16 protein-coding genes are annotated in these 21,753 nt (G+C 53.6%); 6 read left to right on the forward strand and 10 right to left on the reverse strand.

Annotation, left to right across the window (positions count from 1 at the left end):
* Positions 1-7: 7 nt before the first annotated feature.
* The 4 genes from K3T83_RS16880 to K3T83_RS16895 all read right to left on the reverse strand — a co-directional run bounded on the left by K3T83_RS16880 (position 8) and on the right by K3T83_RS16895 (position 4,662).
* The gene (locus K3T83_RS16880) at positions 8-802 is read right to left on the reverse strand and encodes an alpha/beta fold hydrolase (RefSeq protein ID WP_220204124.1); all 795 of its coding nucleotides are present in this window, start codon (positions 800-802) and stop codon (positions 8-10) included.
* Between the two features lie 381 nt (positions 803-1,183).
* The gene (locus tag K3T83_RS16885) at positions 1,184-3,811 is read right to left on the reverse strand and encodes a winged helix-turn-helix domain-containing protein (RefSeq protein WP_220204125.1); all 2,628 of its coding nucleotides are present in this window, start codon (positions 3,809-3,811) and stop codon (positions 1,184-1,186) included.
* 38 nt (positions 3,812-3,849) lie between these two features.
* Positions 3,850-4,209: an SUI1 family translation initiation factor gene (locus tag K3T83_RS16890; protein ID WP_220204126.1), complete on the reverse strand. Its 360-nt coding sequence runs from the start codon at positions 4,207-4,209 to the stop codon at positions 3,850-3,852.
* A 96-nt stretch (positions 4,210-4,305) separates the two neighbouring features.
* Positions 4,306-4,662: a hypothetical protein gene (locus K3T83_RS16895; protein ID WP_220204127.1), complete on the reverse strand. Its 357-nt coding sequence runs from the start codon at positions 4,660-4,662 to the stop codon at positions 4,306-4,308.
* A 572-nt stretch (positions 4,663-5,234) separates the two neighbouring features.
* Between K3T83_RS16895 and K3T83_RS16900 the strand changes: the two genes are divergently transcribed.
* From K3T83_RS16900 to hemH, 5 genes are all read left to right on the forward strand, one after another.
* Positions 5,235-6,338: a dipeptidase gene (locus K3T83_RS16900; RefSeq protein ID WP_220204128.1), complete on the forward strand. Its 1,104-nt coding sequence runs from the start codon at positions 5,235-5,237 to the stop codon at positions 6,336-6,338.
* Positions 6,339-6,427: 89 nt separating this feature from the next.
* Complete coding sequence (locus tag K3T83_RS16905; RefSeq protein ID WP_220204129.1) at positions 6,428-7,765, forward strand: serine/threonine protein kinase; 1,338 nt, start codon at positions 6,428-6,430, stop codon at positions 7,763-7,765.
* Positions 7,766-7,965: 200 nt separating this feature from the next.
* Positions 7,966-9,831 carry a serine/threonine protein kinase gene (locus K3T83_RS16910; RefSeq protein WP_220204130.1) on the forward strand — a complete coding sequence of 622 codons (1,866 nt, stop codon included), beginning with the start codon at positions 7,966-7,968 and terminating at the stop codon, positions 9,829-9,831.
* A 280-nt stretch (positions 9,832-10,111) separates the two neighbouring features.
* Positions 10,112-11,179 (forward strand): uroporphyrinogen decarboxylase, encoded by a 1,068-nt coding sequence (gene hemE / locus K3T83_RS16915; RefSeq protein ID WP_220204131.1) that lies wholly within the window; start codon positions 10,112-10,114, stop codon positions 11,177-11,179.
* Positions 11,180-11,248: 69 nt separating this feature from the next.
* Complete coding sequence (hemH, locus tag K3T83_RS16920; RefSeq protein ID WP_220204132.1) at positions 11,249-12,190, forward strand: ferrochelatase; 942 nt, start codon at positions 11,249-11,251, stop codon at positions 12,188-12,190.
* 73 nt (positions 12,191-12,263) lie between these two features.
* Here hemH and K3T83_RS16925 read toward each other — a convergent pair whose 3' ends face one another.
* From K3T83_RS16925 to K3T83_RS16950, 6 genes are all read right to left on the reverse strand, one after another.
* Complete coding sequence (locus tag K3T83_RS16925) at positions 12,264-12,791, reverse strand: hypothetical protein (protein ID WP_220204133.1); 528 nt, start codon at positions 12,789-12,791, stop codon at positions 12,264-12,266.
* Positions 12,792-13,283: 492 nt separating this feature from the next.
* Positions 13,284-13,679: a hypothetical protein gene (locus tag K3T83_RS16930; RefSeq protein WP_220204134.1), complete on the reverse strand. Its 396-nt coding sequence runs from the start codon at positions 13,677-13,679 to the stop codon at positions 13,284-13,286.
* A gap of 80 nt (positions 13,680-13,759) precedes the next feature.
* Entirely contained in the window at positions 13,760-15,019 is a 1,260-nt protein-coding gene (coaBC, locus tag K3T83_RS16935; RefSeq protein ID WP_220204135.1) for a bifunctional phosphopantothenoylcysteine decarboxylase/phosphopantothenate--cysteine ligase CoaBC, read from the reverse strand.
* A 154-nt stretch (positions 15,020-15,173) separates the two neighbouring features.
* Positions 15,174-18,248 (reverse strand): FHA domain-containing protein, encoded by a 3,075-nt coding sequence (locus K3T83_RS16940; RefSeq protein WP_220204136.1) that lies wholly within the window; start codon positions 18,246-18,248, stop codon positions 15,174-15,176.
* Between the two features lie 262 nt (positions 18,249-18,510).
* A complete protein-coding gene (locus K3T83_RS16945; RefSeq protein WP_220204137.1) occupies positions 18,511-19,659 on the reverse strand; it encodes a DUF4097 family beta strand repeat-containing protein in 1,149 nt (382 codons plus the stop codon).
* Positions 19,660-19,888: 229 nt separating this feature from the next.
* Positions 19,889-20,590: an LppX_LprAFG lipoprotein gene (locus K3T83_RS16950; RefSeq protein WP_220204138.1), complete on the reverse strand. Its 702-nt coding sequence runs from the start codon at positions 20,588-20,590 to the stop codon at positions 19,889-19,891.
* A gap of 162 nt (positions 20,591-20,752) precedes the next feature.
* Here K3T83_RS16950 and K3T83_RS16955 point away from each other — a divergent pair, with 162 nt between their 5' ends.
* A complete protein-coding gene (locus K3T83_RS16955; protein WP_220204139.1) occupies positions 20,753-21,739 on the forward strand; it encodes a helix-turn-helix transcriptional regulator in 987 nt (328 codons plus the stop codon).
* The last annotated feature ends 14 nt before the right edge of the window (positions 21,740-21,753 follow it).

Below are 21,753 nucleotides of genomic sequence, written 5' to 3' on the forward strand. Positions count from 1 at the left end.
TCTTTCTTTACAAAGGATGGCGAGCCAGAAACTCTTTGACAACACGGCTCGACTCTTCACGAAACTCAATCATATAGCTGTGCCGCCCATGCTCAACTATATACTTCTCTGCCCCTGGAATACGCTCTGCAAGTAGTTTGGCATTGGCGGTCGGATTCATCAGATCCTCGCTGCCGTGCATTACCAGCGTGGGAGCTATGATCATGGGCAAGAAATCCCAGGAATCGTGCCCCTCGCTGGCAAGATAGTGCAGCGTGCGTGCGTGCTCGGGGATGGTCGTCTGGAAGAGTGCTTTGACTGTTTCCAGATGGTCCTCAATCCAGGCGGGAGACAGGAACAAGGCTCCCATCGCCTTCAAAGCCTCCTGGGGATCTGCTGGCGGATTGGTCCAGAGTGCGTTGACCTCTGACGGACGAGGCACGCCATGCGCATTGCCCGGCGAGGTCGCACCAAGCACCAGCGCTCCTACGCGCTCTCCATGATCGATAGCCAACCATTGACTGATACGCCCACCCATCGAATGACCATAGACATGTGCATGCGCTATGCCAAGACGATCGAGTAACTCGGCGGCATCTTGAGCAAAGCCGCGCGTTGAATAAGGCGGCGCGGATGGCTTATCGCTGCGACCCGTTCCGCGATGGTCATAGACAATCACGCGATAACGGTCTGCGAAATCGTCGCGCACCTCGTTCCAGAAAGTATGATCTAATCCCTGGCCGCTGACGAGCAAAAGTGGTTCGCCCGCGCCCAACTCTTCATAGTACAGTTGCGTCCCATCCGAGACGGTGACAAATGGCATTGCATGTTGCTCCTTCTGCACAGATAACTGTTTCTGTAGAGCAAACTGTACCAGCTACACCGGAGAGCTGACACCACACTAAAAGGTGGTTTTGGGGATGGTTGATGGTTTATGAAAATTTCCTTGCAAAAGCGGTAAAGTCATTCGTAGTGGTCTGTCAAACTTCATTCGTTGATGCATCCAGAACATCCTCCGAGGTGGGACCGGATATGGCAGGGGCGATGGCTTGTCCTCGCCCTGTGGCCTCATCGCGCCTGGGGAGCCGGGCGAGGACAAGCCTTCGCCCCTGCCATATCCGGTTGTCATTCCAATGTGTTCATTGAAGTTTGACAGAGGAGTAGTGGAGCGATTGACTTTACAGGATTTGTTCGTAAAAACTCATTAAAGCAGGTTCAGTTCTTTTGCTCGTGCGAGGACTTGCGTGCGGCTATTCGCGTTCAGTTTGTTGAAGATCTGTCTTACATGCCACTTGACCGTATTCATGGAGATGATCAACCGGTCCGCGATTTCTTGATTCGACAGGCCGGAGGAGATGAGTTGCAGGATCTCCATTTCGCGACCGCTCAACACAGCGTTGGCAACCGTTTCCTGCTCGACGCTTGCGGCTAACAAAAGGGCGAGATACTCCGGGGCAATTAGCAGCGAGACAGCTTTTGTACGATGCGCCACCTGGACACGTTTAAGCAATCCGATCATCTCCGCACCCTCCTCGGTGAAGCTGCACACGTACCCCTCCGGTTCAGCCAGGGCAAGCGCCTGCATGATTGTACTGATCGCTTGCTCTGTCGCGCCTTGCGCCTGAAAAACGAGCGATTGCAGCGCCATCGCCTTGATTACCGCTCGCATTCGGCCCTCTTCCTGAGCCAGCGCAAGTAGTTGTGCCAGCACAGCTTCCGCCTCTGCGTATTTTCGGGCGGCCATTTGTACGCGGGCCAGAATGCGATACTCGCGCTCGCTACCAGTATTCAGAGGATAAGTTGCTGTTTGCCGCTCAAAATCCTGCATCCAGGGGAGAGCTGCCTCAACATCGCCGTGCCACACCGCAAATAATGCTTGATATGCTCTTGTTACCCCAACCGTCGTTGCCAGTTGTCTCTGCCTCCCCATCAGCTCTTCCCGCCGCAACAACGCGAGGCTTTCATCAGTTCGGCCCTGCGCCTCCGCAATCATGGCTCGGATGACAGTAATATCCAGCAATATAGCAGGCGACCTCACATCCCGGGACATTTGCATAGTCCGACTCATAAAGCTATCGGCCTCGTCCAGCCTGTTCCATTCGCGATGCACTTCCGCCATACCCAGACAGGCCATCCACATAGAGGGGATCTCCTCCGGCAACATCGAGAGCGTTTGTTGATAGATTTCCAGGGCGCGATGCAGTTGTCCCAACTCTTGTAGTTGATAGCCCAGATGTTCCAGGCTTAACACGCTGATATGCGGACTGTTGGCATCGCGAATGGCCTGCTCTAAGGCTCGATGCGCGGCGGTTGTATCTTTAAAGCGCAAAGCAATGCCGAGGCAGAGCGAGATAATACTGCGCATGAAGACGCTGGTTGCAGGTAAATATGCAAGGGCGCTGCGCGAAAGCTCTCTTGCCTGGAGAAAGTTCAAGCGTTGCGTTTCAATAAAGGCACGCACGACCAGCACCTCGCCCTCGATGACCTCACGCGGCAAACTCCATTCATAGTTCAAGATCTCCTCTATACGCTCTTCGGCAGCCTGGAGTTGTCCCAGAAAGGCTAGCACACGGGCATGCATGATGATGAGATCGGGTTTGCTGCGTATCAGTTGAGCGGGTAATGATGAGATCCAGCGATCCAGCATGGTGAAGTCGCCACGCCTCATTACCTCTTCGCCGCTCTGCCCTATCAATTGTGCCGCCTCCGCAAAATCCTGTAGCAGCAGGAAGTGGCTCATCGCCTCCTCGTAGTAGCCATTGTGCTGATACCAGCGTGCAGCCCTTTCATGGAGTTCACGCACATAATCGGGCTGGTGCTGCTGCAAGCGAGTACGCAAGAAGTCGGCAAAGAGTTGATGATAGCGATACCAGGCATGCTCATCATCCAGAGTGACGACAAACAGGTTGGCCTGCTCAAGCTGCGTTAGCATGGCCCGGCTCTCTGCGTCACCTGTTAGATCCTGACAGAGAGCGGCGTTCATACGCTCCAGGATGGAGGTATGCAGCAAGAAACGCTGCACCTGTTGTGGCTGCTTCTGAAGTACCTCTTCGGCCAGATAGTTCACAAGATGGTAATGATTGCCCGTGAAGGATGTGATAAAGGCCGGTATATCGTGCTGTCGTTGCAGAGAGAGGCCAGCGAGTTGCAGCGCGGCAATCCACCCCTCGGTCCGCTTTTCCAGCATAGCAATCTCGTCGGCGGTCAGGCGAAGGCCCATAACGGTATTGAGGAAAAGCGTCGTCTCTTCCTGCGAAAAGCGGAGATCAGCACTACGAATCTCCATCAGTTGATCGCTAATCCGCAAGCGAGCCAGGGGAAGTGGGGGATCGCTGCGGGTCACGATGAAGAGATGCAACCGGGCGGGAAGATGATCGAGCAGAAACGCTACGGACGCATGGATCGCAGGCATGGTAATTTCGTGATAGTCATCAAGGATCAGTGCGATATCCTCTTCAAGATTGAAGAGATCGTTTAAAAGAGCAGTCAGGACATTTTCAATGGGCACAGACTGGCGCGTAACCTCTAGCCGTTCTTGCGCCTTTTTGAACATCCCTGGACGCAGATGATCTAGCGCCGCCAGCACATAAGTCCAGAAGCGTTGCAGATCGTTATCATAGTTATCCAATGCCAACCAGGAGGCAGCAATCCTGCTATCGCGCATCCAGGCGGCCAGGGCCGTGGTCTTGCCCGACCCTGCCTGGGCTGAGATCAATGTCACCGCTCGCCGTGCGCCCTGTTCCAGCAGTTCAACAAGGTGCGGGCGTAGCACCAATGCGGCTCGAAGCTGCGGGGCATGAAATTTGCGTACAAGAAGGTTCTCTTTCAGCATCTCTGCCTTTTCCCCTGTTGCTTGATATCTTCTCTCGATCAGCCTCCGGCGCGTTTGACCTTATAGCCCAGCGAGGTCAGTTTTGCTATGACCTTCTCGCAATGATCGCCCTGGATCTCGATATTGCTGTCTTTGACGGTACCACCAGAGCCGCACAGCTTCTTCAGTTGTTGCCCCAGCGCGATTAGCTCTGCCTCGCTCCCTATGACGCCAGTGATAACGGTTACGGTCTTGCCTCCACGCTGCTTGCGATCACGCATCACACGCACGATGCCATCGCTCTTTTTCGTTGATGAGGTCGTGAGCTGATTGCAGCGACAATATTTATAGGACTGTCCACAACGAGGACAGGTATCAACTCTTCCGCTCTCGGTCGAATAGACGATGCGGTCAGACATAGTATATGCTCCTCTCAGGATATCGGGCAAGGAGAAGGGGCCGCACCGCAGCGCGATGCTGCAACACGACCCCCCTCCCGACTTGCTCTGGCTCGGTCAGAACTCGATGTTCAGGATGCCACAATAGTACGGCGCTTCTCGGAAGTCCGGGCGACGCTCCGCGATCTCGTCCGTGACGGGGAAGCGAACGAGGAAGATGACCCCCTCCTGCTCGACCGGCCAGGTGCTCTCATCGTCCGGTTGGGCGATGCGCACCTGGTTATTGCACGGGGACAGGTTGTGCACCTTGCCGCCTACGCGGATGCAGCGAAGCCGCCCCACGACGTTGACGATCACGAGGTTCTTGCTGGGGTCCGCGAACACGACCTCCGCAGCAACTGCGTTCTCCTCAGTAGTGCCGTCGAGGAACGCGACAGATCTCTCGATCCGGGCGATCCTTTCCGGGTTGACCAATCCACTCACCTTCTTAGTCTGAGAAGGCCCTTTGCCCTCCATCTAACAGGTGTTGAGCAAGCGTGGTCTCGTTCCTTGCGCCTGGCTCTACAGCAACTCACGCAGGGGCTCACTGTTTGGGAGGACAAGACCTGCTTCCTCCACCGCTCCAAAGAGCGCGGGTATGAGCCGAAGACCCGGCCATCGTTGGCACAGAGGCCAGTACAGCATGATGACGATACGCTACTCAACTTTTATTATAACAAATCAACAGGGAGCACTCAACCAGCGATCAGCACTCCCCAGGGCTTTCCAGTTCTCCGCTCAAAGGGGTGCAGGGGTCTCCCTGCCGGGGCCTGGGGCGTCCCCAGTTTCCTTCCCTCCTTCGCGCGCCGCCTGCGGCGGCGCGCAAAAGAGAAGAAAAAAGTTTTTTGCGGGGACACCCCGCACCCCGGCAAAGGGCTGCCGCCCTCTGCACTCCTGCTAGATGGGAGAATTGGAAAGCCCTGCAGCACTCCCCAATCGACGCGAAATTGCCATCCTTATCCGCTAGCAACATTGTATGATATACATAAAAACTGAGGAGAATAACTATGCTGATTATCGATGCCCATGAAGATATCGCTTATAACGCGCTCGAATGGGGACGCGATATTCGCGATTCGGTCTACGTTGTGCGTACGCGCGAGGAGCAGGCAGGATGTTGTTATAGCGGCGATGATAGCGTCGGGCCGGGAGGAATCGCCATGTCGGGTCTGCCAGAGTTGCGGCGCGGCGGAGTAGGAATCATTTTTGGCGTCATCTTTGCCTATCCACAGCGCGCCGCCTCATCGCCCGCAACATGCGCCAACACTCAGGCATACCATACCGCAGAAGAGGCGCACCGTATCGGGCAAGAGCAACTGGCCTACTATCAACAACTGGCCCAGGAGCCAGGGATTTCGCTGATCTGTAATGTAAAAGATCTGCGGCGCGTGCTGGCAGATTGGGAGATTTCCAGCCCCGATGATAGCGCTCGCCCTCTAGGAATCGTGCCACTGATGGAGGGTGCCGATCCGATTCGCACGCCCGCCGAAGTCGAGCAGTGGTTCGCCGATGGATTGCGCATTGTCGGGCTGGCATGGCAAGGCACACGCTACAGCGGAGGCACAAGAATGCCCGGTCCCCTGACCACGGATGGCAAAGCATTGCTGCGTGAGATGGAGCGCGTGGGCATGATCCTCGATACCTCACATCTGGCAGAAGAGAGCTTCTGGCAGGCGTTAGATCAGTTTCGCGGGTCGGTGATCGCCAGCCACAGCAATTGCCGCGTCTTCACGCCAACCGATCGCCATTTGAGTGATGACATGATCCGCGCCCTGGCAGCTCGTGATAGTGTCATCGGCATCGTTCCCGTCAACTTCTTTCTGGATGGCAACTGGTCGCGCACAAATCGCTTCCCGCTGAGGCTGGATCAGATGGTGAAACATATCGATCATGTCTGCCAGTTGGTCGGCGATGCGCACCACGTCGCCATTGGCAGTGATATTGATGGTGGATTTGGACGCGACGAGACGCCCGAAGAGATGGATACCGTGATGGATCTGGCGAAACTTGCCGATGCCTTGCGCTCAGCTGGCTATAAAGAAGAAGATATTGCTGGCATTATGGGCCGGAACTGGCAGCGCTTTTTAGAGCGAGCGCTTCCACAATCTTAAAGAGGAAGGGATTAAAAATTTGACACGAAACTAGCCGTCTGTCCGTGTATCCTGTGTTACATATGACTGCCAGGAGAGACAGAAGTGCTATGCAGAATTTGGAAGATATCACAATCGATCACTATCATATCGAGCGACAACTGGCTCATGGGGGAATGTCAGAGATTTATCTCGCACATGATATCGTATCGGGCCAGAAGGTCGCGGTCAAGATAGTCCACCGTAGCAATAGCGAGTATTACGAACGCTTTCGCTATGAAGCGGTGCTGATGTCTACATTGAAACATAAGCATATTCTATCCATGCTGGCTCATGGAGAATATGAGTCATGGTATTATCTAGTTACTCCGTACATCGCATATGGGACACTTAATAAGCGACTGGCCGAGGGCGTGCTGTCGGTGAAAGAGGCGGCAGAGATACTGGAGCAGTTAAGCGATGCCCTGCACTTTGCCCACGAGCAGGGCATCATTCATCGAGATATCAAGCCATCAAACGTGTTGTTAGATGAGGGCAAACACGTCTATCTGGCCGATTTCGGGCTGGCAAAGAGGGCAGGAGAAAACAAGGGTTTCACCGTCACCGGCATTATGATGGGAACGCCGGAATATATCGCCCCGGAACTGGCCGAGGAACCAGCTTCGGCAAGCAGCGATATCTACGCACTGGGCGTCCTGCTGTATCAGATGCTCACCGGCAAGGTGCCTTTTAGTGCCAGCACACCGCTTGCCATTTTTATGAAGCATGTTTCGGAACCTCCGCAGCGTCCATCTCTCCACAACTCCGCGCTTCCCGCCTCTGTTGAGAAAGTGATACTGAAAGCGCTAGAGAAAGATCCACGCAGGCGCTTCAGAACGGCGGAGGATCTGATGAACGCCTATCGTCTAGCAATGTCGGTTGAAGTTCCATACGTACGCGTGCTGGAAGAAACCGCAACGGTCGTTCCTTTCTCTATCAAGCAACCGACGCTACGACCTGTACGATTGATGAAACATCGATCACCCATCGCTCCCGTCACTACCGGAGCCGCTTGCTTGTTGCTTCTCCTCGGTTTATCGCTCCTCCTGACATACTATGAAGCCCCACTGCAATCTGTCCCTGCTCAACAACAGGGATACGCACAGATGACCACGCCAGCAACCTCGGCCCATCCGCATACACAGGTAACCGGAACGAACGACCAGAGAATCGAAGTCTATTTGAGAGATCCCTATAGAGATACGGGAGACAATCAGCAGGTAGAGGATAGCTGGATACAATCATCGACCACATACTGGCAAAACAACGAGGACAATAAACTGGGAGATGATGACGATAAACAAAATAACGATAAAAATAACGAGGGCAACGAAAACAACAAGCAGCATAACAATCATAACAATAATGGCAAGCAACATGGGAAGGCGAACGGGCATAAAAAGCATTGACCTGCTTGCCGACAACACGCTTGTAGAGGACGATTATCCTATCGTGCATCCATAACGCATTTACAAGCGTGTTACTTTTATGTAATCGTAACAAAATTCTCGCCACCTTATCAATCGTTGCCGCATCTCATAGTAGCATGCAGCAGATTGCCAATTTTCTCAGAACTTTTTGTTCCCTTTATTCATACAGGCAGTGAAATATGTCAGATTTAGCAGGAACGCATCTAGGTCATTATCGCCTTTTACGGTTATTAGGGAAAGGTGGCATGGCGGAAGTTTACCTGGCCTATGATGAGGAGAAGCAACGGGAAGTTGCTATTAAGATGATCAGCGGGCATAACGTTGATTATCTGGAACGCTTTATGCGTGAGGTAGCAGCGGTTGACAAGCTGACGCATAAGCATATTTTGCCGGCCTACGATTACGATAGCGAGGAGTCGTGGCATTATCTGGTTATGCCTTATATACCCGGCGGTACGCTACGCGAGCTGTTAGAGGAGGGACCACTCTCTCCAACAGCGGCGCTGGAACTGCTGGAACAGATCGCCGACGCATTGCAGTTTGCTCATGAGCAGGGTATTATTCACCGCGACATCAAACCCTCGAATATTCTCTTGCGCGATGCCCACTATGCCTATCTCGCGGATTTTGGTGTGGCGAAGTTTGTGGAGAACTCTAATCGCCTGACCCAGACGGGAACACTGCTGGGAACTCCTGAATATATGGCCCCCGATCTGGCTGAGGGACCAGCAACCAGCAGCACCGATATTTACGCACTGGGGATTGTCCTCTATCAGATGATCACGGGACAGCTCCCCTTTGTAGCCGAAACGCCGCTGGCGGTTTACTGGAAACAGATTCGCGATCAACCGCAATCACCGTCGCAGCATCAGCCGAGCCTCTCGCCCGCCATTGACGCGGTTATTCTTCGTGCGCTAGAAAAAGATCCACACCAGCGATTTCACACGGCACGCGAACTGGCTGAGGCGTTCCGTCAAGCGATAGAGAAGCCCGAACATTACCTTGCACAGGAACGCCAACGTCTCCGCTCGCGGCTCAAACAAGAACGGAAAGCGGCAACCCGGCGTCCTTTACGCCTCAGACGCCCAACACCCCCATCTGACCCGTCGTTTCTGCCGGAAGCAACGCCCGTCGCAGTGAAAACCAGGGAGCGACGCCCCGTAGCGATCACGCTGCCACCGTTGCCGATCCGTCGCAGAGCAGCGCGCAGCAACGATCTGGAAACGCCCTACCCGGCACAGCCGCTCTCTCAGCAGATCGTCCGGGAACAGCCGCGCATCAGGCGACGCCGAAATACAATGGTCGTCAGCATTGTCGCGCTCGGCTTCCTGCTGTTCGTTGGATTGCCCATGTCGTATATGTATTACGTCTTCGAGACGCATCGTTCTCAGGCAACCGTATTGCCAGTTTCAACACCATCGATACAGGCCACGCAACAGGCACCGCAGGGCCAGCCGCAGACACCAGCTTCCACCGGGGCCGCACCAACCATCACTGGCAGCACGCCTCTGCTGGATGATCCCTTGAGCGCAAATACGCCTGGACGCTGGACCGAGGATGCCAACCATTGCGTCTTTGCTAGTGGCAGCTACCACGTGAATGTGTTACAAACGAACTTCTTGCAGCCCTGCCCATTGCTCGCTCCAACCATCGACAACGCCGCCGTTCAGGTTGAGGTTTCGCTCCGATCCGGCAGCAACGCGGGCGTGATGCTGCGTGTCCAGGGCGAGGGTTTTTACGATTTCGAGATCAACAACCAGCGGCAATTCTTCTTGCGTCGCCATGATCCAGGCAAAGGTTCCAGCTATACCAGCCTCATCCCTCCAACGACCAGTTCAGCAATCCTGCCAGGAGGCTTGCCAAACACGCTCCTCGTTATAGCGAACGGGGCCAATTTTAAGCTGTACATCAACGGCACAGCGGTAGGCGAGGCGACCGATAGCACCTATGCCAGCGGACAGCTCGCTCTTGCTGCTGGCACCCTGGCCCCGCTACCTGGTGGCGAGGGCAGCTTTACCAATTTTAAGATCTTCAAGGTATCTTGAAATACATTTTCTCGCCGTCGTAATTACTCGATAAATCTCTATTTCATCTTATGCTCGATAAATCGCGCAACTAAGACAGCCAGTTTCCTCAAACTTGCGTGGTAAGATCTTCTCAGAAAATTTATAAAATCTCCACAACTAATGCGAATTGTTAAGATTTTGTGAGGTTTTAAGGTTGTCAGACCTCCCAAATCACGTTATGATATGTGGTAAGTTGACACAGCCATTGCTCAAGCATGCAAGGCAGATTTCCGTATAAAAATGAATATAAGGACTAGTTATGCAGCCAGATAAAGCTACTTCCGTTATACCAAACACGGGCCGGGCGCGTTTCCTCGACGCCTGCCATCTCCGCCAGCCGGACGCCACGCCGGTCTGGTTTATGCGGCAGGCCGGATATTGTCTGGTGGAATATCGCGAACTTCTCAAAAAATATGGCGTTCTAAAAATCGCGAAGACGCCTGAACTGTGTGCACGCGTTACGTTGATGCCTGTACAATCGCTGGGCGTTGATGTGGCAGTCCTGTACGCAGATATTATGCTCCCGGTCGAAGAGATGGGCGTTGCGCTGGAACTCAACCAGGAGATCGGACCGATCATCCAGCATCCCATCCGCACGCAGCAAGATATCGACGCACTGCGCGTCTTCCCTACAGAGGAGATCGCACCGTTTGTGATGGAGGCCATCGGCCTGGTTCGCCAGGATCTTGCAGGCAAACAGGCGGTGCTGGGCTTTGCTGGCTCCCCCTTCACGCTCGCCTGCTATATGATCGAGGGCAGACCTTCGCGTGATTACGCTATCTCCAAAGGCTTGATGTACGGCCGGCCCGAATTGTGGCATGCCTTGATGGAAAAATTGACAACAATGATCGTCAACTACCTCACTGCCCAGATTCGCGCTGGTGTCGATGCAGTACAGCTTTTCGATAGCTGGATCGGCTCGATCAGCCCGTCCGTCTATCGGCGCTTTGTGCAGCCCTACAATCGCCGCATCTTCGAGGCGGTGCGGCAGACTGGCACGCCAGCGATCCATTTCGGCACCAGTTCTTCGGCGCTGCTGGACGAGATGAAAGACGATGGAGCCTCGATCATTGGTGTGGATTGGCGCGTCGATCTGGACACGGCCTGGAAGCGGATAGGCTACGATCATGGCATTCAAGGCAATCTCGATCCCACAATTATGCTCACCTCCTGGCCAGTCATCGAGGCCGAGATGCACGATGTCTTGAGGCGCGCAGGAGGTCGTCCGGGGCATATCTTCAATCTGGGACATCGAGTCAGTACAGCGACCGATGAGAACCTGTTGCGTCGGCTGGTCGATGCAGTCCACGAAACGACCCGGCGATAAATCGACGTTGAATACGAATTACTTCTCGGGGCGAGTTGTTGCCCCGCACTCATAGGGAGAACAAAACAGATGGCAAATAAACATATTGGTGTATTGTTGATGACCTACGGTTCTCCGGCGACGCTGGATGATATGCCGATCTTCCTGAAAAATGTCTATGGTGGGCGCGACGCCTCTCCCGAGGTCATCGCCGAGTTTCGTCGCCGCTACGATCTGATCGGCGGCTCTCCATTGGTGCGCATCACCCGCGAGCAGGCGGCAGCGCTGCAAGAGAAGCTGAACAGCACCAGTACTGATGAAACCACCTATAGCGTAGGAGCTGGTATGCGGTTCGCTCCGCCCTTTATCACTGATGTCGTGCCGGATGTCGCGGCCCATGCGCAAACGCTGGTTGGCGTCATCATGTCGCCACAGTATTCCCCCATCATTATGAGTGGCTATGTACGCGCGCTGGAGGACGCAGCAGAGAAGTTGCATCGGGACGATCTGGAATTGAAGATCTCCGGCGACTGGCACCTGCAACCATCGTTCTTACGGGCGGTGGCGGATCGCATCAAGCAGGCGCTAGAGCGCTTCCCGGAGGACATACGCGAGAAGGTGCCGGTGTTGCTATCCGCACACAGCATGCCTAAACGTGTGGTTGAGAACGAGCCAGATTACATCAACAACTTGAAAGAGACGGCTAGCGCAGTTGCGAAGTTGGCTGGTCTCTCGTCGGATCGCTGGCAGTTCTGCTATCAGAGCGCGGGACACACGAAAGAGGAGTGGCTCAGACCTGATTTTGCCGATCTGATGCCAGAACTCAAGGAGGCGGGACACACCCATGTACTGATCGCCCCGGTCCAATTCCTGGCCGATCACCTGGAGATCCTCTACGATATCGAGATTGGCGCTCGCGAGCAGGCGGAAGAACACGGCATCCAGTTTGCCCGCACCGAATCGCTCAACACCACGCCTCTGTTTATCGACGCGCTGGCAGCTGTTGTGAAAGATACGCTGGCTAGGGAATAAGCGTTTTTCCTCATTCAGCAGCATCAACAATAAGGCTCCGCAAGTCAACTTGCGGAGCCTGTTTTTCATGCTTCTAGCGGGGCGCGACCTTGAAGTTCATCTTTGTCGAACCCTTCACAGTGCCATCGCTTTTGGTCATCTGTACGCTCTGGACCAGCACATAGTAGCCGGGAACGAGCGTGCCAGGCAGATTCAGTACATCAGTATAGGTCTGGTTTGTCCAGTTATCGGTATGGATCGGCTTAATGGAAGACACGGTAGGGCCATCAACCTCAACCCCGTCAGGTGTGGTCGCATGGCCAATAGCATCGATTGATTTAAAAGGCCCGATAATGCGAGCGTTAATCACGATTTGTGCAGGTTTCTCATCAATAGTTGTCGAATCAGGTTTTCCCTGCCAGCGCAAACGCATATGATCGCCAGGATGCCACAGATCGGTCTCCGGTGATGGCCGCGAGAGCGTAGTATAGCTATACGTTTGATGGACTGTGGCGGAACTTGAACACGCGGCGAGCAGAGGAAGCAGAACCAGGGTAACAGACATACAGACGACCAGCCACCTGAGATGAGCCTTACCCACTATAGGCATCGAGATATGCACTGAAAATCATCCTTTCCACAAGAGCCAGCACTCTCCTGTGTCTCAACGAGAGAGATGTGATACCGGAAAACAGGTTAGCAAGAGAATAATCATTCTTACTGGTGAATACAGGTATCGTTATTGATACTATTATATCCTGTTCCCTATTGATCCTCCATATGCCATCAGGTAGAACCGTACATATTGGTGATCGGAAGGACGAGATTGCAACACCAGAAGGAGGGCCAACATCATCTAGATTGATGATATTCTATTGAGGGAACGTGGCAGCGAGACAGAAGGTTTCACCGGGCCAGAGGAGACAAGAAAAAAGATAACACAACCGAATTGTTGGTTGTGTTATCCTTCTCATTTATCGATATAATCACGAAGCTACACGCAACGACTTGAAGAAATCGAACAAGAAACAATAGAATCTCTACAGGCTAACCAGGCAGAAACGCATAACAAGCTGGTCGAGCAAACAATAAATCAATTACAGAATATATAAAACTACAGAACGAAGCTATCAGCGAGAGGGCTGCGAGCGTTGTTGTCGCGCTTCTCCCCGTTGAGATTAACGGTCGAAGCTGCTGGCTGAGCGCCAGGTCGCTGAGTCGTTTGTGGATTATAGGTATTCTGAGTAGGTGGTGGCGTATTTTGCAAGCTCTGTAAGCTCTGCAAAGCTGCCTGAGACTGGGCGCTCATGGGAGCGGAAGCTCCGCTCTGCTCGTTGGCCAGTTGAATGGTTTTCCCTTCGATGACTACGGCGATACCAATGCCACGTCGTAGATCCGCGAGCTGACGGCGCAATTCACGATTCTCAGCCTCTAACGCATCCATCAATTTTTTTTGCTCAAGTAGCATCTGGGCGATGCCTTCAAAACCAGCACTAGCAGCACGATCCATTATGGACTCCTCTATACTTTTTTGTGTACCCATCAGTTCTAAAACAAAGTCTCCCATCAAAAGTGATAACGCCCTTCCAGCTACGTAGTACCCAACAACGGCACAATTCTCTGAAAAATCGCTGCCGCTACGTCTGTTTTGGGCATTACAGGTAGATCTTCCATTGAACCATTGGCATGAAAAATGAACACTTTATTGGTGTCTGAGCCAAACCCGCTGTCTGAACGGCTGACATCATTTGCTACAAGAAGGTCCAGGTGTTTTTGCACGAGCTTCTGCTGCGCATAGGCAATCAGGTTTTCGGTTTCGGCAGCGAAGCCAACGCGCACCAGACGTTGATGCTGCGATGCTTTATCGACAACCTCGGCCACTTCTTGCAAAATATCAGGGTTCCGCACCATATGCAGGGTCAGGCCCCCATCATTGCCATGTTCACTCTTTTCCTGCGTTCCTGACTGGCCGCCAGTTTTCTTGATCTTTTGAGCAGCAACCTGAGCCGGACGAAAATCTGCTACGGCGGCACTCATAATCAGAACATCTGCGGCGGTAATGAAACGTAAAACAGCGTCACGCATCTGTATAGCTGTCTCCACCCGATGGAGTTCAACGCCGTAGGGAGGAGGTAGCGTTGCGGACCCTGTTATTAATATAACGTGCGCTCCGCGATCTCTTGCTTCTCTTGCCAGAGAGTAGCCCATCTTTCCCGATGAGCGGTTTCCCACATAGCGAACTGGATCGATAGGTTCCTGTGTGCCACCAGCAGTAATCACAACATGCTTGCCAGCAAGATCGCCGTGCCGTCCGAGAGTTGCTGTGATCGCACTCAACAACACAGCCGTTTCGGGCAAACGTCCGGGACCAACAGCACCAGAAGCCAGACGACCAACTTCTGGTTCGACGATCAATGCACCACGATCCCGCAGCAGGGCAAGATTTGCCTGTGTTGCAGGATGTGTATACATGTCTTTGTACATCGCGGGAGCCAGCAATAGCGGCGCTCGCGTTGCCAGTGCCACAGCGGTAAGCATGTTATCAGCCATACCGTGAGCAAGTTTGGCAATTGTATTGGCGGTTGCAGGAACAATTACCAGCAGGTCCGCCGCCTCCGCCAGCGCGATATGGGTTTCGGCGGCTTTTCCCGACGGCTCCCAGAGGTCGCTATAAACTGAGCGGTGGCTCATAGTAGCAAAGGTGAGAGGACGGACAAAATCTTCTGCGTGTTCCGTCATGATGACATCGACCAGAGCGCCAGCCTGCTGAAGCTTGCTGACCAGATCGACCGCCTTGTACGAGGCAATCCCACCACAAACGCCGACAACAATATGTTTATTGAGTAACATGCAGATTTCTAAACCGGAATGACCAGTTCCCCTTATATGGACAAGCCTTACAACTTCCCCGCATAGAGAACACTGCTACAATAGCATACGTTGATACTCTGCGACAAGCTGCTTGCCCCAGAAGTACCATACGTATGCTAATCACTTTGCAGCGTTAAGCCCGTACATCCTTCTTTTTCAGGAACCAGGCGATTAACGCACCAAATCCTATAATCATTACGATCAGGATGACCCAAACCAGAAGAAGGTGGAATACCGCCTGCGCCTGCGAAAAGGTCGAAAAGAGATTTCCCCAGTAAGAAAAGCCATCAGCGCCCAGCTTATCGCCATGTAAGCCGACCGTTGACCCCATACCAGCCATCGCCCAGCGAGCCGGAAAGAAAGCGGCAGGCAGTTGCAAAAAGGTCGGATTATCCAGCGAGAAGACCACACCTGCGAAAATGACCTGCGGGATCAGCACAATCGGCACAAAGCTCATCGCTCGGTCGTTGTTGGGTACGATGGCCGAGATGGTCAGACCGAGCATCAGACCAGCCAGCGAAGTGAGCGCCATCGTGATATAGATCTCCAATACCGGCGGTAAGAAGATACTATGCCTGAATGGTGCCTTGAGATGCACCAGCAAGACGATAACCAGACTTTGCAGGAGACACAGCACGCCCAGCACGACGATTTTCGAGAACATATACGGGATCAGGCCCAGATTGACCGCGCGCTCGCGACGATAAATGGGAGCCTCTTTGACGATCTCACGCGCGCCATTGATACAGCCAAACATGACGGCTGCAAAGGCCATAATAAAGAGGATCTTTTGTGCATCGCCGCCCGATCCCTGCGCGATGGCATCCTGTTGCAGTTGCGCCTTCGATTTTCCTTGCTGGGCCGCAAACGCATCGCCCTGCGGTCCATTGAGCAGATCGCGCACGCGCTGACAGTCAATCGAGACGATGGGACCGGAGGTTGCCAGCGGATTCTGGCGCAAAGGACAGTTCGTAATGCTGGTGGCGTCGAACGTGCCATGTCCCGCCATCAGGAAAAGGATCAGGCCGATGATTGGAGCCTGAAGCAGCAGGATCATCAGGTTGCCAACATCGTTGCGCAACAGTTCCAGGTAGCGTGCGGAGAGGATGCGGAACTGTCGCCAGGGATTGCCGCGCTTGGGAGGGCGGATCGCGGCATTGCTCACACGCTGGCTGGTCTGCCCGGCCGGTCCCTGCTGCAAGGGGGCAACCACATATTTCTGGAAGTCCGGCGACTGCTTGAAGCGCATCTCAGCCTCGGCGGGAACGTTGGGGTTCTCGTCGGTTGGCTCCAACGCACTATAAATTTCGGCGAAATCGGTTTTGCCGAAGTAGGCTTTGGTGTCGTTGGGCGGACCGAAGTAGGCCAGACGACCACCCTGACAGAGGAAGCAGACATAATCGCAGGCGTTGATATTGTTGGTGGCGTGCGTCACGAGCACAATCGTACGTCCCCGGTCGGCCAGACGACGCATCAACAACATCATCTTACGATCAAGGCCCGGATCAAGGCCCGACGTTGGCTCATCCAGGAAGAAGACGCTCGGGTTTGCCAGTAGTTCCAGCGCAATCGAGACGCGTTTGCGCTGTCCACCAGAAAGCTTATTAACAAGCAGGTGGCGGCGTGCCTTCATCTCCACATCTTCCAGCACCTCGTTAATGCGCTCTTGAATCTGCTGCTCCGTAAAGTCGTTTGGCAGGCGCAACCGAGCGGCATAATAGAGCGCGCGCTCAACGCTCAGTTCGCGGTGGATAATGTCGTCCTGTGGCACATAGCCCAACTGCGTGCTGAAGGCGGCGAGATTGTGATAGTAGTCCTGCCCGTTATAGAAAACCATGCCATCTTGAGCCGGTCGCAAGCCATTAAGGGCATCCAACAACGTGGATTTACCAGCGCCGGAGCCGCCAACCAGGGCCACAAATTTACGCGGAGGAATGGCAATCGAAATATCGTTCACCAGAATGGCATTATTGTTGCCGGTCTTCTTCAAGTGAAGGGCATCGATGCGAACCGCCTGGCTCTCGTCCTGCTGCGTTAACTGCGTGCCAGTAAAGGTGATTTTGAAGGGGCCGATACGAATTACGTCGCCCGCGCCGAGTACCTGGTTCGAGACGCGTTTAGGCTGTTCGTTGATATAGGTGCCATTGGTGCTACGCATATCAACGAGACGGTAGCCGCCCTGCATCAATTCCAGACGCGCATGGTGTCCCGAAACCTGGGGATGGTTCAGCACAACCGTATTGTCGCTGGCACGACCAAGGGTGATGAGGGGAGCACCCAGCGGGATCGGACGAATTTCGGGGAGCGCCTCCTGAGAAGCCCCGCTACCATCATTGTAGGTGAGGGTAACAAATGTACCATGCTCGTCGCTAATACGGAGGATATCGCCCCTGGTGAGTACCTTGCGCCACTGCTGATTGCCCGCAATCGCCTGTCCCATATAGTCGATGCCGTTGCGGGTCTGTCCATTCCTGGCGCGTGGATGAGGATGGATAAAGACAAGCTGATTTCCCTCATGCACAATTTGAGCATGGAAGCCGGAAACGGTGGGAGCATTGATGACGATATCGTTGGAGGGATCACGTCCGATGCTGATGACCTGTTTTGTGAGTGGATAGGGTTGGCGCTCCTGACCGGTGTTGGTGCTGACTTCGAGCGTTGGCGTTCCACCTGGAAGACTGGCCTGAGCTGGGGCCGCATCAAACGCGCGCTGGGTGCCAAATTCTGCTGGTGCGCCATACGGTTGAGCCTCCAGCGTTGGTATATAGGGAGGTGAGCTGGGAGGAGGAGGCGTGATTCCCGATGGCGATGCTGGCACTCCTGGCAAGGATACACCACCGGGCTGATTGGGAAATGCCATTTGCGCTGAGGCCGCTTGCTGTTGCGCACCACCTGCCACGCTGAAAACGAAACTGGATGATGCACCCAGACTGATCACGTCCTGTTCATGCAGCACGATCTGTGGAACATCGCGCTGATTGACGGTCAGAGAGTTTTGCGGCGTCAGCTTCCGAATATTCCAGGCTCCATTATGCCAGACGATTTGCGCATGATGGCGTGAGACGGATGGATCAGGGATGATAATATCGTTGCCGGGTTCACGACCAATATTGATAGTCGTTTTATTCAACTGATGAGTGCTGCCAGCAAGCGGGCCTGACAGGAACCGGATCGTACCGACGATTGGTGGTCCATTTACCGCGTCCATGAAGATTTGCCGCACGTTCTACCGCCACAATATGCTTATGCGCCCCATCACACAAGCAATATTCTTGTCGAATGCATAGATGCACGATGCAGACGGAAAGGGTACGGTCTCTCCTTTCTTGATGAGAGTGATGAGCGTACTATATGCGGAGTAATAATTTAGAGCAAAAATGACGGAGATAACATATAATGGCACTCCGCATCTCTGGGCCATTATAAAGGATACCTGTAATGGGTGCAATATTTGCCTCGTGGATTCGCGCTTACGCTTGAGCTTTATGGATATTGACATCGCCAGTACTGACATCCAGAATCAGCTTTGCCGTCGCCTGTGAAGGAGCCTGGCTATTGAGCGGACCGTGATAGTTCACCGGCCCGCCGTTGTTAGTGACCTCAATAGGAAATTCGCTATGGATCGCACCAACATTCGTATTGGCGTCAAGAGTGACATTGGTATTGCCAGGCAGCGTTACATCAATAGTACCCTTCTCACTCTGTAAAACGTAGCGAGCGTTCGTATCTGGTGTATCAGGTAGCAACAACCAGCCACTAAATGTCACATTTCCTTGAGCGGTACCGATCCGCGAACCGGGAGCCAGCACTGCATGCGAAATCTTGACATTGCCGGTGCCGCCGCTAATTTGTAGCGACCCGCTCACCCCATCAACAGTTATCGCACCGACAGGAGCCTCGATATCGAGCAACAAAGAGGCGATGTTATCCTGTGGCAGCGCCTTCTGAGGCAAGGTAATAGAGATATCAACGGCATCGCTGGTAGTTCGCAACAAGCCCTCGCTATCCGGGATCGTTACGTTGACGGTCAGAGTATTCGCTCCAGCATTACCAGTAGAAATAGCGGTAGGAGTTGAGGAAGGCGTGGGTGTTCCCTGCGGTTTGGTGCAGGTGAGAGGATTGGTGATCGTTCCAGGCGGTTGCACCTCGACAGCGATACGGCCAAACGCTTGATTGGCATCGCTCTGCGTGTTCTTATGCACAATCTTCTTGCTTTTGACCGTAGCGCTTGTTGCATTGGGATCAACCTTGATGGAGATATTGCCGATCTTGTCGCAAACCTGAATCTGCGAGAGAGCGGCGGGCAAGACAACCTGTGTCGTATCTTCGTGCGTGAAGGTTTGCAGACCACCACCAACCGGCCCGATACCGATGCCCCCCTGTCCCTGAGAAGCGCGAAAAGCCAGGAAGACCACAACAGCCGCGCCAACGACCGTCACCAGGATTCCCAACAGGCAACCCGTGAGCAAAGCAGGCCAGACGCGGCGGCGACGAGGACGACGGTTGCGAGGTCGTGGACGTGGAGGATACGGGCGTCTGGGAGAATAAGCATCCTGCTCGTATTCATCATAGTAGCGTCTAGCCGGTCGTCTACCTTCTCTATTTCTTCCGTTATCCATATAGGGTCTTCGGCCTCGCTTTCCAACTGAGGGGCTATGTAGATTATTTGTACCTGCACCAGTACTACGAACGAGATACTGCGCAGGTTTGCTTCCTCTCTCTACGAACAAACCTGGTAATCTCATTCGTAGTTTCCCGATTTATCGGGAGGCCGAGCTACCTCTGTAACGCACCTCCCCTCCCGATAAATCGGGAAACTACGAAAGGAAAATTTCATAATAGAGAAGATTACATGGGAGCCTGGATGGTAACACCCTCATTATATTTCGAGAGTTTAAAGGTGCGCACCGTCTGTGTGCTATCGCCCTGTACCGCAACGCCGCTCATTTTAATCAGGTAGGGCAGCTTATCGGTTTTGCCGATACAGGTTGTCGTATCAACGGTTGATCCGGCTGGAGCCGCACCACTGCCGGTAATGCCAGCGATGTATTTTGCATCGAGCTTGCCGCTGGTACTCCAACAGGGAGTGCCATCCACATCGCTATCGGTTGGCGTGCTGGGATTCTGAATATTGCCCAGGATAGCGGCGATGCCTGTTTGTGGATTCGACAGGGTGCGAGGATCGAAGACGCCCGGAGCCTCAGTCCACTTGCCGGTAATCGGATCGGTGATATACTGTTTATCTCCAATCGCGATCAGCTTGACCTGGGCCGCGTTGCCAAGCATCAACACATTGCCCTGAGCCTGAAGCTTATCCGGCACCAGTGTATCGCCGTCTGCATCCTTAATCACCACATTTCCGGTTGTGCCGGGATTTTCCGCGACAAGATTGAAATGATATGATTTCACCTTCTGGATTGCCGTCTGTGCATCGCTGAGCAGTTGTTTGGCGTCGGGCGCGTTCGTGTCGCCTCCGCCACACGCGGTCAGCAGGAAGATGAGTGCAAGCAGGCCACAGATGGGTAGGGAACGTCTGTATTGTAGAAGCATGAACATTCCTCCATGGTGGTTATTTGGTGGCATACCGCCCAATCAGACCGATAGAGAGTGCCACCCAGAGTATTATACAGCGCAGTTCGTTGTTATAAACGTGGAAATCAAGGGGATTTTGCCAGTGTAACGATTCCTCTCAGATGGTACAATAGAAAACGTATGAATCGTACTGACCGTCTCTTGGCTATTGTGCTCGAATTGCAGGGCAAAGGGCGACAACGCGCCGAAGATCTGGCCCGCACGTTCGAGACCAGCAAACGAACCATTTATCGGGACATTCAGGCTCTTGGCGAGTCCGGTGTCCCGCTAATCTCGACGCCTGGACATGGCTATTCGCTGATGCCCGGTTATTTCTTGCCGCCCCTGAGCTTTAGCACCGAAGAGGCGACAATGCTTCTGCTGGGCAGCGATTTCATGGCCCAGAACTTCGATGCCCAGTATCGAGCTGCCGCGCAATCTGCCAGCCGCAAGATTATCGGCGTCTTGCCTTCCCAGCTACGTGACGAGGTAGAGTATCTTCAAAGCAGCATCCACTTTGTCGCGCTGGGAGTCAATAGCAATCCCGCTGAACATGAGAAGCTTCAACTTTTGCGCCGTGCTATTCTCGATCACCATATAGTCCATTTTACCTATCACACACGCTATGCCAGCAATGGCAACGATACAACCAACGAGCGAGACGCCAACCCCTATGGCCTCTCTTATTTTCTTCAGTCCTGGCACCTGGTCGCCTATTGCCATTTGCGCAAGGATAATCGCGTCTTTCGCCTGGATCGTATCGAGAATCTTACTATTCTCGAAAAAACCTTTCAACGTCCCGAAAACTTTCAGCTTCGTCCTCCCACACGCGAGAAAGATCGTGCGATTGTCATCCGCGCCCTTTTCGATCACGAGGTTGCTCGCTGGGTGCTTGAAGCACGCTCTTTTCCCATCACCTCAAAGGAAGAGACACCCGAAGGATTGTTGGTCACGCTGATGGTGAGACAGGAGAGCCTTGCCCTGCAATGGCTGCTCAGCTGGGGACAACATGTGCGCGTGCTGGAACCGGAGTCAGTACGGCAACACCTGTTTGAAGAGGCGCAGGGAATGTTGCGCAACCACCAGCCCACAGTAGCAGAGCAAAAAGTCCAGACTGTATTGACATAATGCTGCTCAGTTTG

It is taken from the genome of Reticulibacter mediterranei (assembly GCF_016587455.1).